Origin of the sequence: Rhizobium fabae, from assembly GCF_003985135.1 — a bacterium.
Taxonomy (GTDB): domain Bacteria; phylum Pseudomonadota; class Alphaproteobacteria; order Rhizobiales; family Rhizobiaceae; genus Rhizobium; species Rhizobium pisi.
The window spans coordinates 65,059-78,627 of the sequence record NZ_ML133656.1 but is presented as its reverse complement, the minus strand read 5'-3'; the positions used below and the strand labels follow the sequence as shown (position 1 = coordinate 78,627).

Annotated in this window: 15 protein-coding genes; 8 read left to right on the top strand and 7 right to left on the bottom strand. The window is 58.8% G+C overall.

Annotation, left to right across the window (positions count from 1 at the left end; translation table 11 throughout):
* Positions 1 to 141: 141 nt before the first annotated feature.
* On the top strand, positions 142 to 1,230 hold the full coding sequence (gene dinB / locus EFB14_RS23600) for a DNA polymerase IV (RefSeq protein ID WP_126829095.1): 1,089 nt from the start codon (positions 142 to 144) through the stop codon (positions 1,228 to 1,230).
* Positions 1,231 to 1,426: 196 nt separating this feature from the next.
* Here the strand turns inward: dinB and EFB14_RS23595 are convergent, their stop codons facing one another.
* Positions 1,427 to 2,176, bottom strand: a complete 750-nt coding sequence (locus EFB14_RS23595) for an SDR family oxidoreductase (RefSeq protein ID WP_126829094.1) — start codon at positions 2,174 to 2,176, stop codon at positions 1,427 to 1,429.
* Positions 2,177 to 2,274: 98 nt separating this feature from the next.
* Here EFB14_RS23595 and EFB14_RS23590 point away from each other — a divergent pair, with 98 nt between their 5' ends.
* The 3 genes from EFB14_RS23590 (at position 2,275) to EFB14_RS23580 (ending at position 4,690) form a co-directional block, all read left to right on the top strand.
* Entirely contained in the window at positions 2,275 to 3,219 is a 945-nt protein-coding gene (locus tag EFB14_RS23590; protein ID WP_126829093.1) for a LysR family transcriptional regulator, read from the top strand.
* 536 nt (positions 3,220 to 3,755) lie between these two features.
* Complete coding sequence (locus tag EFB14_RS23585; protein ID WP_126829092.1) at positions 3,756 to 4,073, top strand: PepSY domain-containing protein; 318 nt, start codon at positions 3,756 to 3,758, stop codon at positions 4,071 to 4,073.
* Positions 4,074 to 4,090: 17 nt separating this feature from the next.
* A complete protein-coding gene (locus EFB14_RS23580; protein WP_126829198.1) occupies positions 4,091 to 4,690 on the top strand; it encodes a general stress protein in 600 nt (199 codons plus the stop codon).
* A gap of 219 nt (positions 4,691 to 4,909) precedes the next feature.
* Here the strand turns inward: EFB14_RS23580 and EFB14_RS23575 are convergent, their stop codons facing one another.
* A complete protein-coding gene (locus EFB14_RS23575) occupies positions 4,910 to 5,221 on the bottom strand; it encodes a DUF982 domain-containing protein (protein WP_126829091.1) in 312 nt (103 codons plus the stop codon).
* 180 nt (positions 5,222 to 5,401) lie between these two features.
* On the opposite strand from EFB14_RS23575, the gene EFB14_RS23570 reads away from it, so the two are divergent.
* Positions 5,402 to 6,427 (top strand): sensor histidine kinase, encoded by a 1,026-nt coding sequence (locus EFB14_RS23570; protein WP_126829090.1) that lies wholly within the window; start codon positions 5,402 to 5,404, stop codon positions 6,425 to 6,427.
* Positions 6,428 to 6,793: 366 nt separating this feature from the next.
* Here the strand turns inward: EFB14_RS23570 and EFB14_RS23565 are convergent, their stop codons facing one another.
* Positions 6,794 to 7,018, bottom strand: a complete 225-nt coding sequence (locus tag EFB14_RS23565; protein WP_125846555.1) for a hypothetical protein — start codon at positions 7,016 to 7,018, stop codon at positions 6,794 to 6,796.
* 218 nt (positions 7,019 to 7,236) lie between these two features.
* Here EFB14_RS23565 and EFB14_RS23560 point away from each other — a divergent pair, with 218 nt between their 5' ends.
* Positions 7,237 to 7,713, top strand: a complete 477-nt coding sequence (locus EFB14_RS23560; RefSeq protein ID WP_126829089.1) for an Hsp20 family protein — start codon at positions 7,237 to 7,239, stop codon at positions 7,711 to 7,713.
* Positions 7,714 to 7,803: 90 nt separating this feature from the next.
* Positions 7,804 to 8,313: an Hsp20/alpha crystallin family protein gene (locus tag EFB14_RS23555; RefSeq protein WP_126829088.1), complete on the top strand. Its 510-nt coding sequence runs from the start codon at positions 7,804 to 7,806 to the stop codon at positions 8,311 to 8,313.
* Positions 8,314 to 8,500: 187 nt separating this feature from the next.
* On the opposite strand, the gene lov is transcribed toward EFB14_RS23555, so the two are convergent.
* The 4 genes from lov to EFB14_RS23535 all read right to left on the bottom strand — a co-directional run bounded on the left by lov (position 8,501) and on the right by EFB14_RS23535 (position 12,076).
* Positions 8,501 to 9,562: a blue-light-activated histidine kinase gene (lov, locus tag EFB14_RS23550; protein WP_126829087.1), complete on the bottom strand. Its 1,062-nt coding sequence runs from the start codon at positions 9,560 to 9,562 to the stop codon at positions 8,501 to 8,503.
* A 447-nt stretch (positions 9,563 to 10,009) separates the two neighbouring features.
* Positions 10,010 to 10,351: a hypothetical protein gene (locus tag EFB14_RS23545; RefSeq protein WP_281015436.1), complete on the bottom strand. Its 342-nt coding sequence runs from the start codon at positions 10,349 to 10,351 to the stop codon at positions 10,010 to 10,012.
* Between the two features lie 170 nt (positions 10,352 to 10,521).
* Positions 10,522 to 11,106, bottom strand: coding sequence for a cysteine hydrolase family protein (locus EFB14_RS23540; protein ID WP_126829086.1), 585 nt, complete (start codon positions 11,104 to 11,106; stop codon positions 10,522 to 10,524).
* Positions 11,107 to 11,185: 79 nt separating this feature from the next.
* A complete protein-coding gene (locus tag EFB14_RS23535) occupies positions 11,186 to 12,076 on the bottom strand; it encodes an SDR family oxidoreductase (RefSeq protein WP_208661890.1) in 891 nt (296 codons plus the stop codon).
* Between the two features lie 422 nt (positions 12,077 to 12,498).
* Here EFB14_RS23535 and EFB14_RS23530 point away from each other — a divergent pair, with 422 nt between their 5' ends.
* On the top strand, positions 12,499 to 13,398 hold the full coding sequence (locus EFB14_RS23530) for a hypothetical protein (protein WP_126829084.1): 900 nt from the start codon (positions 12,499 to 12,501) through the stop codon (positions 13,396 to 13,398).
* The last annotated feature ends 171 nt before the right edge of the window (positions 13,399 to 13,569 follow it).

Here is a 13,569-nt window from a genome sequence, read left to right as displayed (position 1 = left end):
TCGGCCGCTCGTAGTTTCCCGGCGCGACCCTTGCGTTCAACGAAATGGTTGATATGGCGGCGCAGCATGCTATGTTCCCTTTTTGTTTCGGCGGCGATCTCCGATTGAGGCCGATTCCATCTCGATCGCCCTGAAGCCGCCATGAACGACCTGAGCTCGACCCCAGTCCGAAAAATCATTCATGTGGACATGGATGCTTTTTATGCGTCGGTCGAGCAGCGCGATAACCCGCAATTGCGCGGCAAGCCGGTTGCCGTCGGCTACGCGGCGGCGCGTGGCGTTGTGGCGGCGGCCAGTTACGAGGCCCGAAAATTCGGCGTCCACTCGGCCATGCCGTCGGTCACCGCCAGGCGCAAATGTCCAGATCTGATATTCGTGCCGCCGCGCTTCGATGTCTACAGGGCGGTGTCCCAGCAGATCCGTGAGATCTTCGCCGAATACACGGCCTTGATCGAGCCGCTCTCACTCGATGAAGCCTATCTTGATGTCACCCACAATCTCAAAGGCATGGAGATTGCCACCGCGATCGCGGTGGAGATCCGCGGTAAGATCAAGCAGGTCACCGGCCTCAATGCGTCGGCTGGGATTTCCTACAACAAGTTCCTCGCCAAGATGGCAAGCGACCTCAACAAGCCAAATGGCCAGGCCGTCATCACACCAAAGAACGGGCCTGCCTTCGTTGAGGCCCTTCCCGTGAAGAAATTTCATGGCGTCGGACCGGCAACGGCCGAAAAGATGCATCGGCTCGGCATCGAGACGGGCGCGGACCTCAAGGAGCAACCGCTCGATTTTCTCACCCAGCATTTCGGGAAGTCGGGACCGTATTTCTATGGCCTCGCCCGCGGCGTCGATAATCGCCAGGTCAAGCCGGACCGGGTGCGGAAATCGGTCGGTGCCGAAGACACGTTCGCTGAGGACATCCATTCCTACGAGCCCGCCCGGGAACGTCTTCAGCCGCTGATCGAAAAAGTCTGGGGCTATTGTGAGGTCAACGAAATTGGTGCGAAGACGGTGACACTCAAGGTCAAATACGCCGACTTCATCCAGATTACTCGCAGCAGGACCGTTCCATCAGCACTGCCGGCGATCACCGATCTTGAGGACGTCGTCGCCCTCCTTCTCGCGCCAATTTTCCCGCCGCGCAAAGGGATACGCCTGCTCGGCGTATCGCTGTCTTCGTTGGAACGGCGGGCACCTGTCATGCAACCGCAGTTACGGCTGGCGCTTTAGTGCGCCTTGCTGATGATGAGGCCGGCCGAGAGCGGTGGGACTAACAGCCGACTATGCGGGGGTGTCGCCACACCGTCCCTCGTGCCGCGTGCGCGGGTCATCGGCGCCATGCGGATGCGGCGCGGTGCCTGATTGCTCTGACCTCTCTCGCATCAAAAAGAATGGGTACCTCACTTCCTCTGAGAACTGTTCGGTATCAGACCAGACGCGATCCGCCGTCGATGTTGAGGACCGCCCCGTTCATCCATCCATTCGCCATCAGAAAGACGACCGCATCGCCCGCCTCCTCCGGTGTTCCGAGACGATGGAGCGGCAGCGTCCGGGTGAGCGCTTCGACATAGGCCTGCCTGCCCTCACCGAGCGTTTTCGAAAGGATCGGGGTGTCGATGGGACCTGGCGACAGCGTGTTGACCCTCCGCGGGGCGAGCTCGACGGCAAGGCCGCGGGCAAAGGCTTCCATCGCGGCCGAAGCAGCGGCAAGCACCGCTGTTCCGTAGGCGTTCGGACGGTCCGCCAGCGCTCCTGAGATAAAGGTGATCGAGGCGTCGGAAGCGAGGTTGTCTCCGAGCGCCCGGAGAACATGAATCGATGCCCAGATCCGCTCTTCGAAGGCGCGCCGCAGATAGATGACGTCAGCCTCAAGAACCTTGCCGGCGACAAAGGATCCTGCCATCAGGACGAGATGGTCGACATGTTCGATGTCGGCGAGTGCTGTATAGATCGCGTCAGTGTCCGTGACGTCGGCAGCTCGCCAGCCGTCGAAGGCGTTTCCCGCTGCCACGTTTCGGGTCCGCTCACGGTCGGAGCCGACGACCGTCACCTTCGCGCCGGCATCCCTCGCCTGTCGGGCTGTGGCCAATCCGATTCCGGAGGTGCCACCAACAATCAGAACATGCTTGCCAGCGAGCGGGCTCGTGTGGCTTTCGGATACTGCTGCCTCTGTCATTTTTCTCTCCTTGAAGCGTCACCGTCGGCGCGTTGAAGAAAGATTTAGATTAGCAATCACACCTTGATAATCGGGCCTCATTTCGCTTTACTCATTCCATGGTGGAACAAATTGGAATTGAGCGACTGACCGGGATAATCGCCTTTGCACGTGCAGCCTCTCTCGGAAGCTATACGGCAGCGGCCCGCTCTCTCGCACTCTCGCCGTCAGCCGTCAGCAAGAGCGTTCAGCGCCTGGAACAGTACCTTGGCATCAGCCTGTTCACGCGCACTACGCGGTCCCTGACACTTACCCCGGAAGGAAGGGATCTTCACGAGAGGGCCTTGCGGCTCCTCAGGGAGGCCGAGGAGATCGAGCAGGCTGCCGCGGCGGCGCGCGCTGAGCCTGCGGGCTTCATCAAGGTGACAGCGCCTCTTCCCATCGGCGCGCATATAATAGCCCCGGCCCTTCCCAGGTTTCGGGAACGATATCCCAAGGTGATCATCGACCTCAGGCTGGGCGACCGTTTCACCGACCTTGTCGAAGAAGGGATAGACGTCGCCATCCGCGTTGGAGAACCGGCGGACTCGCGGCTGATCGCAAGAAAGCTTGCCCCCAACAGAATCTGCGCCTTTGCCTCTCCATCCTATCTGGCAACGCGGCGCCGGCCGGAACGGCCGGAAGACCTCGTCGACCACGACTGCGTCAACTTCCGGTATCAGAGCAGCGGTCAAACCCTGCGCTGGCCTTTCAAGGTCGGAGACAAGGTGATTGAGATCGTACCCAACGCCGTGACGATCGTCGACAACAGCGACGCCGTCGCGGCAGTTGTCGCTGCCGGCGGCGGTGTCGGGATTTCGCCCACATATATCGCAGCGCCTTACCTGCGGCGGGGGCAGCTGGTACCTGTCTTGAAGGAATTCGCAGTCGACAGAAGCAGCATCACAGCCTACTGGCCGGAGAGCCGCAGGGGTAACCCGAACGTCAAGGCGTTCGTGTCTTTTCTAGGTGAAATTTTTCCTTCGCCTACGGCCTGGGACGCGGTGTTCTCGTCTGTCTCCTGATGCTGGAAGAGGTGACCGACGGCCCCGGCACTCCTCTAAAATTCTCCGCCCCGGCATGGGCTGATCGCCGAAATCGAAACTAACATTGCCCGGTCCACAAATTACCGCCGCGTCGTCGTCACGACCCTATGATATCGCGCCGCGAAGGCGGTTCCGGCACGTGGTCCCTCCCGACATCGCGCTCTGTTGTTCCAAATCAGAATACCAACCGCACTTTCTTCATCACGCAGCCCGCGCCGCTTTACTCCAGCAGCTACTGAAAGCACCCTGACGTTCAAAGCACAACTAGAAGGGGCGCAAAACCGGATTCACTATGACAGGTTCTTGGATTTACCTGGTGGACCGGTTGGTTAGCCCGATCGCCTCGTCTCTCTTCACCCTGCCTCGACACCAAAGGGAATAAGCCGAGTGATGACTCTGGCATATATTTATAAAAATCAATCGCATACTCCCACACACAATGGCGGGAACAAAAATCGCCACTGCGGGTTTTCACCGCATGGATCTTCTTGATCCGCAAACAGAGGAAACATCATATGAAAAAGACTGCGTTGGCAGCGGCAATTCTTGCCGCCTATACCGTTGCCGCTTTAGCCCAGACCCCGCCGGCTTCGTCTCCGGATGGAAATACACCTGCAGTTGCAACCCCGGATACCAAAAATCCGACGGCGCCCGTTGAGGGTGCCAATAGCTTTACCGAAGGTCAGGCGAAGGATCGCATTGAGAAAGCGGGCTACACCGACGTCAAGGATCTCAAGCTTGATGACAAGGGGATCTGGGTGGCCTCCGGCATGAAGGATGGGAAAGCCGTCTCCATTGCCCTCGATTATCAAGGCAACATCGTCGCCAAGTAACCCCAAGGAGAAGCATGATGAGAACTGTAACCGGACTTTTCGACGACTACTCGGACGCTCGTATCGCCGTCAGCAAATTGGAAGCGGCAGGCGTTCCCTCAAGCGATATCAGTATCGTCTCCAACAAGGCTGGCCGCATTGATAGGGATTCCGACGTTGGCGAGGATGCCGCGACCGGCGCTGGTCTTGGTGCTGCCGTCGGAGGCGCCGGCGGCCTGCTCACGGGGCTGGGCCTGATGGCCATCCCTGGCGTCGGACCGGTGGTTGCTGCAGGCTGGCTTGCCGCGACCGCGGCCGGGGCTGTCGCCGGCGCCGTCGCCGGGGGTGCCGTTGGTGGCCTGATCGGTGCACTCACCGACTCCGGTGTTTCGGAAGAAGATGCTCACCTCTATGCCGAAGGTGTCCGCCGAGGTGGCAGCTTGGTCACGGCCAAGGTCGACGATGCCCGCGCCTCCGAGGCGCGTGCTATTCTCCAGAGTTCAAACTGGGTCGACCCGGTCGAACGTCGGCGTGCCTATACCGAGCAGGGATGGACCCGGTTTGACGACACGCTCGATCCCTATTCTCCTGAGCAGATTGCGCAAGAGCGGGACCGGTACCGTCGGACCGCCATCTAACCAGCATCGAGCCAACCCTCCTCGCTCTTGGCAAGGAGGGTTGAAGCTGATCTGACGCATCTCTCCCTATCGAGACCATTAACCCGATATGGTCATCGCCTTGGGCAAACCCAGCTCGGTCTCAAAGACGTCGTTCGTGGCGTCCGTCCGTTCGATCATCAGGGAAAGCGCGCCTATGCCGGACCTCGCCTCTGATGAGGCGAGGTCACCGCTGATACCTTAGATGACAGCCATGCGCGCCGGCCAGGCCGGATGCTCGGTCGGCTTCCTCTTCAACGGAACGAGAACGGCCGGCATGCCGGCTTCGAGACAGGCCGCCACGAAGGCCTCGCGTGCGACAATGCGGGGGGTGGTGCCGTTGAGGGCGCCGCGGCAGGTCTTCACCGCGCGCTGATGGCGCTCTCCGTGACGCAGCGGCCATTCGTTTTCGAGAAAGTCCAGGGCGTCATATGCCCCTGTGAAAGTCCGCTCCAAACCGCACTGCAGCCGGATTCTTATAGGCCGGGTCCATGGAACATCGTTCTGCGGCATATTTTCCTCCTTTCATGCCACTAATGATCCTGACGAAATGATATTGTTAGGGGAAGCCGATCATTCAAGGACCGCCACAACCATCAAGGAACCCATTAAATCATAGCGCCATCCCCGCGGTCGGCGGCGCCCTAGAACAGGATGAAACCTGTAGCCCTCGGGAGGGATCAGGCGCATCATATGATCATGAAACTCTTTTCCAGCTCCAGCCGCTCCCGTGAGCGTTTTCTCGAAGCCATCCTCCAGAGCGCGATCGAATATGCGATCATCTCCATGGACCTGGATGGGTTGGTGACCACCTGGAATGAGGGCGCGCGACGGCTCCTCGGATGGGAGGAGGCCGAGATTATCGGCAAACCTGCAGCCGTAATTTTCACGCAGGAAGACCTGCAGGCTGGGATTGTCCAACGGGAGATGACCGCTGCTTTAGCGGAGGGCCATGGCAATGATGAGCGCTGGCACGTTCGCAAGGACGGCTCCCGGTTCTGGGCGTCGGGTCAGATGATGGCCTTGACGTCGGATGACGGCGAAGTCGAGGGCTTTGTGAAGATTCTGAGAGATCGTACCGAGCAGAGAGAAAACGAGGAGCGGCAACGCGTCCTGATGCACGAACTTTCTCACCGCATGAAGAATACGCTGACCGTCGTTCAGGCTATCACCAGTCAATCCTTCCGAAACGCCGGCTCCATGGAGGATGCGGAACAGGCGATCTCGGCACGGATCAATGCTTACTCGAAAGCGCACGACATTCTGCTACAGCAGAATTGGTTAAGTACGACCATGGCGACGATCGTCGAGGCGACCGCGATTAATCTTGGACTTGAGACGTCAGGACGGTTCAAAGCGAACGGCCCCGCGGTTGAATTGGGTCCACAGGCTGCCCTTTGCTTCTCCCTCGTGCTGCACGAACTTGTCACCAACGCCCACAAGTATGGTGCACTATCTGCAGATACCGGGACTGTCGAAATCGACTGGTCCGTGCGCGATGAGGCGGGCGACAAGCGCCTGAACTTCAATTGGCGGGAGGTTGGAGGCCCGGCGGTAGAAGCTCCGACCAAGAAGGGTTTCGGCTCCCGGCTCATCAGCTCCAGCCTTTCCGCCTTTGGAGAGGTCGCCGTTGATTTCGCGACGACAGGGCTCGTCCTGAGGATGGATGCATCGCTCCAGAAGCTGCAATACAAAAACTATTCCGACAGCGAAGAATAACTTGATTTCAAAGCCATGAGGCCCTCGACAAAGCAAAGCCTCCCCTTGGATGGATGGAAAAGAGGCGATCCGGCTTAACCGGAGCGCTTGGCGTCGTCGCTCCGGAATCAATCTCTCTATCTGAAGTCATCGGTGCACGACATTTAATGCGGCTATTCGAGCCGCTGGCCAGGTTGTTGTTCCTTTCTAGTGCGTTAGGCCGCAGATCAGGTTGCGGCGCCTGCTGATCGGCAAAGGCTCGGCCGACATGGCGATCCGCCGCTCCGGCCGCAATGTCGTCGTAGACGTCATCGGCCGCAAGGGTGACATTCGCGTGCTTGCGACGGCATGACCGGCTGGGTCATGGCGCGGCAGTGGCAACCAATTTCATTTGTCCTGCTCTTCGTCGTCGGCGGAGAGCAACTCAACGAGCGCGGCAACCTTGCCCGTCGGCAGACGCCGACCTTCGCCCATCAAGGCCTCGTCGTTGTTGGCCCATGCAAATGCCTCGGCGAGTTCAGCCGGGGTTGCGCCTGTCGCGATGATCTCGGCCACCAGCGTTTCATCGGCAGGCCCAAGGATGGCGAGGACGTTATCCGAAGTCATGATCATAGTCATTTCTCCCTCTTTCCACCGCGGCTTGAATATGGTGGTTCCTGGGAAAAATTCAATTTTTTCCGCCGAGAAATTCCACTTCCCTTGAAATTCTAAGACACTGAATTATATCAATATTAGTCGATTGCCCTATGGGATCGACATCAGGTCCAGGAGACGCCTCGTGGCTCTTGGCGTCTCCTTGTATCCATGTTGCTTATAAGGAGGATATGGCTATGAGGACAAACCTCGATTTCTCGCCCCTGTTCCGATCGAGCGTCGGCTTCGACCGGATGTTGAACGCGCTTGAGGCTGCAAGCCGCGCTGAGACCAGCGACGGTTGGCCGCCTTACGATATCGTCAAAGCCGGCGAGAATGAGTACCGCATTGTCATGGCAGTGGCGGGCTTCTCAAGGGACGACCTCGCGATGACCCAAGAGCAGAACATGCTCATCGTCTCAGGACAGAAGGCGAACGGCGATGACGTCCAATATCTGCATCGCGGCATCGGCAGCGGCTCGTTCCAGCGTCGCTTCGAACTGGCCGACCACGTCAGGGTCGTGCGTGCGGGTCTCGTCAACGGCCTGCTCATCATTGATCTCAAGCGCGAAATCCCCGAAGAGATGAAGCCGCGCCAGATCGAGATCCAAACCGGCCAGACAATGCCGAAGGCCGAGACCAAGCAGATCGAGGCCAATCAGCAGGCGGCTTAAGCCTTCCTAGCAGACCGCTAACAAGGCGCCGGGCATGGTCCGGCGCCGGCAGGAAAGCTTTGCCGACCGAACAACAGAAAGGAGAAGAACATGAGTGTTCGTGATCTAATTCCCTGGGGCCGCAACAATGGCAACCAGGTTCCAAGTCTCTTCCGCGATGACGACGGTGATCCCTTCCTGTCGCTTCATCGTGAGGTGAACCGTTTGTTCGATGACGTCTTCCGCGGCTTCGGCTCCGGCCTGGCGCACCGCGGCAACAGCGCCACGTCCGGGGGCGCCTGGCCGAGTGTCGAGATCTCCGACACCGACAGGGAGATCAAGGTGACGGCCGAGGTCCCCGGCCTTGAGGAAAAGGACATCGAAGTTCTGCTCCATGACGGCGTGCTGACGCTAAAGGGCGAAAAGCGCTCAGAGAGCGAGGATAAGGATCGCCAGTTCTCCGAGCGCTACTACGGCCGCTTCGAGCGCCGAATTCCACTTGGCGTCGAAGTCAAGGAGGACCACGTTGAGGCTACCTTCAGGAACGGCGTGCTGACCGTCAGCTTGCCTAAGACCGAAAAGGCGCAGTCACAGGTCAAACGCATCGCCATCAAGAGTTGATCGAAGCAAATGCGCGGCCGGCCACGTGCCGGCCGCCATAAATCTTTCGCTGCGGCGGCGCCTGCGGGATTGTCAAAGGATCGAGACAACGGCTTAACCTTGCCAATAAGCGCGAGCTTAAAGCAGCACGAACGTATCTTCGGGGGCTATCTTTTGCCGGCCAAACATCGATTGCAGGATAATCGCATCACTTAGCATGATCCAGGGGAGCGTCATACGAAGGCGAGCGATCGGCCGGGATTTCAATGTTGATAAGCAGGCCTTCATTCCCCCAGTTTCTCTCGATGCGCCCTTTAAGCTGTTTTTCGACCATTGCACCGACAATCACGGTTCCGAAACCTCGTTTTGCCGATTTAGGTGGAATGCCGGTGCCCACCTCCTGCCATCGGATGTTAAGGCCTGTGCCCAACGGTCCGGGCTTCCAACTGATTGAAAGTGTGCCCCGCGCAACGGCAAGAGCGCCGTGACGGGCCGCGTTTACAGCAAGTTCATGGAATACGAGCGCAAGCGGCTGAACAACCGGGGCCGGCAGTCTGATATCCGGCCCGCTGAAAGAAGCGCGGGCTGCTGCGAATGGGGCCACCTGCTGGCGAACAATCTCCTCAACGGAAATGCTCGTCCACCTTCGCTCAGCAAGCAAGCCGTGGGCACGCGCGAGCGCTTGGACGCGATGTTGAATTGAGGCAGCATAAAGGGCCGGGTCCTCGGCATTGCTGAGGCGGACGATGCTATCGACGATAGCCAGCACATTCTTCGCGCGGTGATCGACTTCCCTGAGCAGACGATGCTCGGAGGCTTCGAGTGCTTCAATGCGACGATAGTCCGTTATGTCGATTTGAGACCCGAAGACATACAAGATCTGCCCGTCATCTCCATGTACCGGACTAAGATGAAGGCGGTTCCAGAACTGCTCCCCGCTTTTCTTATAATTGAGGATTTCTACATCCACCTCGCGCTCGTCAGCGATGCCGGCACGAATTTCTGCCACGGCAGTTGGTGAAGTAGCGGGGCCTTGCAGGAAACGGCAATTGCGGCCAAGCACCTCTTCGGCAGCATAACCAGTCAGTTCGAGGAATGATTTGTTTGCGAGCACGATCGGCAGATCCGGGGCGCGGGCGTCGGCGACGACCATCGGCATTCTGGTGCGTTCAAAGGCGATCGCCGCCAGCTCTTTCCGATCGGCGGAGGCCACTTTTGACGATGCGGAGGGCAAATCGCCGTGGAGTTTTCTCGTTGAATGGCTTGTCATGCTTCTACGCCTTACTGTGACGTCGCACGATAACGCGGTTCGCATTCCTTTGTTTCCGATGTGGCCACCGGTTTGGGATTTGCCACGGCTTCCCGCAGCTGCGACCTTGGCGCGTGCCAATAAACGGGCAATATCAAGGATGTCAACATGCGGGTGGCAGGGTCTTGCTTCCCAAGCAACACCGAGCGCGATCCTGAAGTCGCCGAACGAGGGTCTGGCGGTCCCTACGTGTTGCAACGTTATTCTGGCCACCAAACCGGCATCAGGCTTTCCACGAACATCACCATTACGAGAGTCAGGTAGATTGCCCATCCGATTGCCAGACGAAACGGTCTAAGCAGGCGGGCAATACGAACGAGCAGGCGATCTGCAAAGCCTGCGTCGGGGGAACATCCCCTGTCGGCGACGCGCCTCAGCTTTGGCATTGCGGCTCAGCCACAACCTTCATTAACGTGGCTTCCCATCGGATTCTTCTCCTGCCTGAGTGAACTTGCGAAGTCCTGCAACTGCGAAGGATGCGAGTTCATGAGCAGATGGCTCAGAGTGGTTCGAAGGCAGGGCGCCAATAAATCTCGGATCCCACACGGAGATGATTGAGGCGCAAAAGCAGGAGGCGAGCGCATCAACATTCCTCGGAACGAACTCTCCAGTCGCGATGCCGTCGGAAACGAGCTCCCCCACCGTCGCCTTAAGTCGCATGAGATGGATTCTGAAGGATGGCCAGGTGCCTTCAGCGGCGAGAACAGCGAGGCTGAACATCTGGATGTCGCTGTCACATGCCTGCAGAATTAGGTGGTGTTGTCCGAGCCTGGCAGCGAAGCGCCACTAGCCGGTTTCGCACGCAAACTTGCCAACTGACGAAAGACGATGGGATCTACAAACTAAGCATCCCACACCGTTCCTCGTCTGGATGCCCCACCCAATCCTGACTGCCAGGCTAGCTTGGTGACAGGATCGCATCACGAGATGGCAGACAAAAACTCCTCCGTCTTAAAGAGTTGAAGTTGAACCGAGAAACGGTCACCCAACAGATCGATAGCGGCATCGTGTGTTTCATCGGCGCCGCTGCACACGGCATCGCTGAGCACAATGACGTGGAAACCGAGGTCGATCGCGCCCAGCACGGTGGTGAGCACACAGACGTCGGTTTCGCCTCCGGTTACGACGAGCGAAGTCGCCCTTTCCTGGTGAAGATGCGCGAACAATCTGCCATCGATCCACGGCGAATAAGTCGATTTGTCGTAGACGCGTGCTGGTGGCACAAGCTTTTGCAGCGAGGGGGCTAGTCCAATCAGTCCCTCGGGCAAATGCTCGCCCGTCATCATCCACCATTTCCGGTAGTAGTCTCTCCAGGAACCGAAGGCGTCTTCGGCCCGGACTGGGGGAACGAAACGCGTAAAAATCGTTCGTTCCGCATGATACCGGGCGATCTCAAGGAGTTCTGGAAGCACCCGTTTCATCCAAGGCACATTCCACGGCGTGTCTTCAATGAACATGCGCTGAGCATCGACGCAAATATGCCGCCAGTTCCCAATGTCTTTCATAAGCACTCTCATGAATACCGCACCCGGCGAGCCACCGCCGGCCAGTTCTACAAGGCGGCTTCTGCGTCGGAACCAGCGCTCAGGCTACGCCTTTGCCACCGGTGATGCCGTAGACTTCGCCATTGATAAAGCTTGCTTCCGACGAGGCAAGCAGCACGAAAACAGGCGCCAGTTCTACCGGTTGACCGGGACGGCCAAAGTCGCTGTCCTTGCCGAAATTCTTCACCTTTTCCTCCGGCTGTCCACCACTCGGCTGAAGAACCGTCCAGACCGGTCCGGGCGCCACGACGTTGGCGCGGATGCCGCGCTCGATCAGTTGTTTGGCGAGCGCTTTGGTATAGGCGACAATACCCGCCTTTGTCGTCGCGTAGTCGAGTAGGATCGGCGACGGCTGATAGGCCTGGATGGAAGCGGTTGTGATGACCGCCGATCCCGCGGGCATATGGGGAACGGCAGCCTGAGCGATCCAGTGGAGCGCGTAGAGATTCGTCTTCAATGTCTTGTCGAAATCTTCCGTCGACAACTCCTCGATCTTCTCGCGGTACTGCTGACGGCCCGCATTGATGACAAGGATATCAAGACCGCCAAGCTCGGAAACGGTCTTTGCGACCAGCTCCCGGCACCAGGCTTCCTCCTTGACGTCGCCTGCCAAAGCCGTCGCCTTTCGGCCTTCAGCCTCGATAAGACTGATCACCTCTCTCGCATCTGCCTCTTCTTCCGAAAGATAGGCGATGGCGACATCCGCACCCTCGCGGGCAAAAGCGATGGCAGCGGCGCGGCCGATTCCGGAATCGCCACCAGTCACAAGCGCCTTGCGTCCTGTCAGTCTGCCGGAACCGCGATAGCTTTTTTCACCATGGTCCGGAGTGGGGTTCATCCTTCTTGCAAGCCCTGGAGCCGGTTGTGGTTGATCGGGAAAGGGAGGCGCGGGGTAAATCTTTCGAGGATCCTTCAACGTATGATCGTTCATCATGGACACCGGACATTCGTGTGGTTGGGAATGCGATAATCGCTGGACCCGAACGCGCTTGCGTTTGCTTTGTTCCTTGAGTGGACCCGCCCCTCCTTAACGACCGTTTCGTCGCGATCCAGAAAGAGGGAGGAAACGTCGGATCCGAACGGCGTCCCTCGTGGATGGGAAAGCTCGCGATCACGATTTCCGGTAGCGGAACTTTAAAATTCTCGTCGATCTCCACGAGCTCTGCATGAAGATCGCCGATGACCAGGTCGGCCGGGAACAAAGACTACGGTTTAAAGTTGAGGGGCATCAACCACGTAACGTCAGTTTCTGACAGGAGGTCTTTCATGGGTCGCGGTATTCTGCTTTGGCTGCTTGGTGTTCCACTGCCGATCATCATCCTTCTTGCTCTGTTTATGCGATAGGAACAGATCATGTCGGTTTCAATGACAGGTTCCGGAGAGATTGCCACTCCGGTCGAATCCTCCAAATCCGCCATGACATGGGGGCCCATCTTCGCAGGCGCCGCGGCGGCCATCGGCGTGACCCTCATCCTTTTGCTTCTCGGATCTGGGGTTGGGTTGACGATGGTGTCACCCTGGTCGGGGCAAAGCAGTTCGCTCGGCACGGTCGGAGTAACGGCGGCGATCTGGCTCGTTGTCGTGCAGTGGCTTTCTTCCGCGCTAGGAGGTTATATTACTGGCCGGCTGCGCACGAAGTGGGCGGCCGTCCACACTGATGAGGTGTTCTTCCGTGACACGGCGCATGGCTTCATCAGCTGGGCGCTGGCAACGATCTTCGTTGCCGGATTTCTAGCCTCGTCGCTGACCTCGCTTGCCGGTGCAGGCGCACAAGCCGTGGGTTCGGCCGCCACGGCCGCAGGCACGGCAGCGGCATCATCGACTTCGTCGCCTGTAGACCTCTCAACCGCCTATTTTACCGACGCATTGCTGCGTCCGGAACAGGCCCGGGCGACGGCAGCGACCAATGATGCTGCGGCAACAACGGAAATCTCCCGTATCCTCCTCAAGGGTGCAGCCGCCGGTCAGATCCCGGACGACGACAAGGCCTATCTTGCCACCGTCGTCGCTGCACGGACCGGCCTATCCGAAGCCGATGCACGCAGCCGCGTGGATACGGTGCTGAAGCGTATCGACGACGCCAAGGTTGCCGCCCAGAAAGCGGCCGACGAGGCACGCAAGGCGGCCTCTACCGCGGCCTTGCTCGGCTCGTTGTCACTTCTGATCGGAGCCTTCATCGCCTCCGCCGCTGCTGCGTTTGGCGGATCGCAACGCGACGAAGAGGAAGACCTGCTCGTCAGGCCCAGGCTCTGAGAACCGGCGGAAATCGGGGCGCGGGGTCGAAAGCTCCGCGCCCGCTTTATGTGAGCATCGGCGTCGCTGCGCGCCTTAAGAGACGCGCGGTGCTGCAGGTGGCGAGTTTATTTCGCCTCGAACGGAACATGTGGCCAATTTTGAGCTTCGGTTAAGTCAAACCCTTTCCGG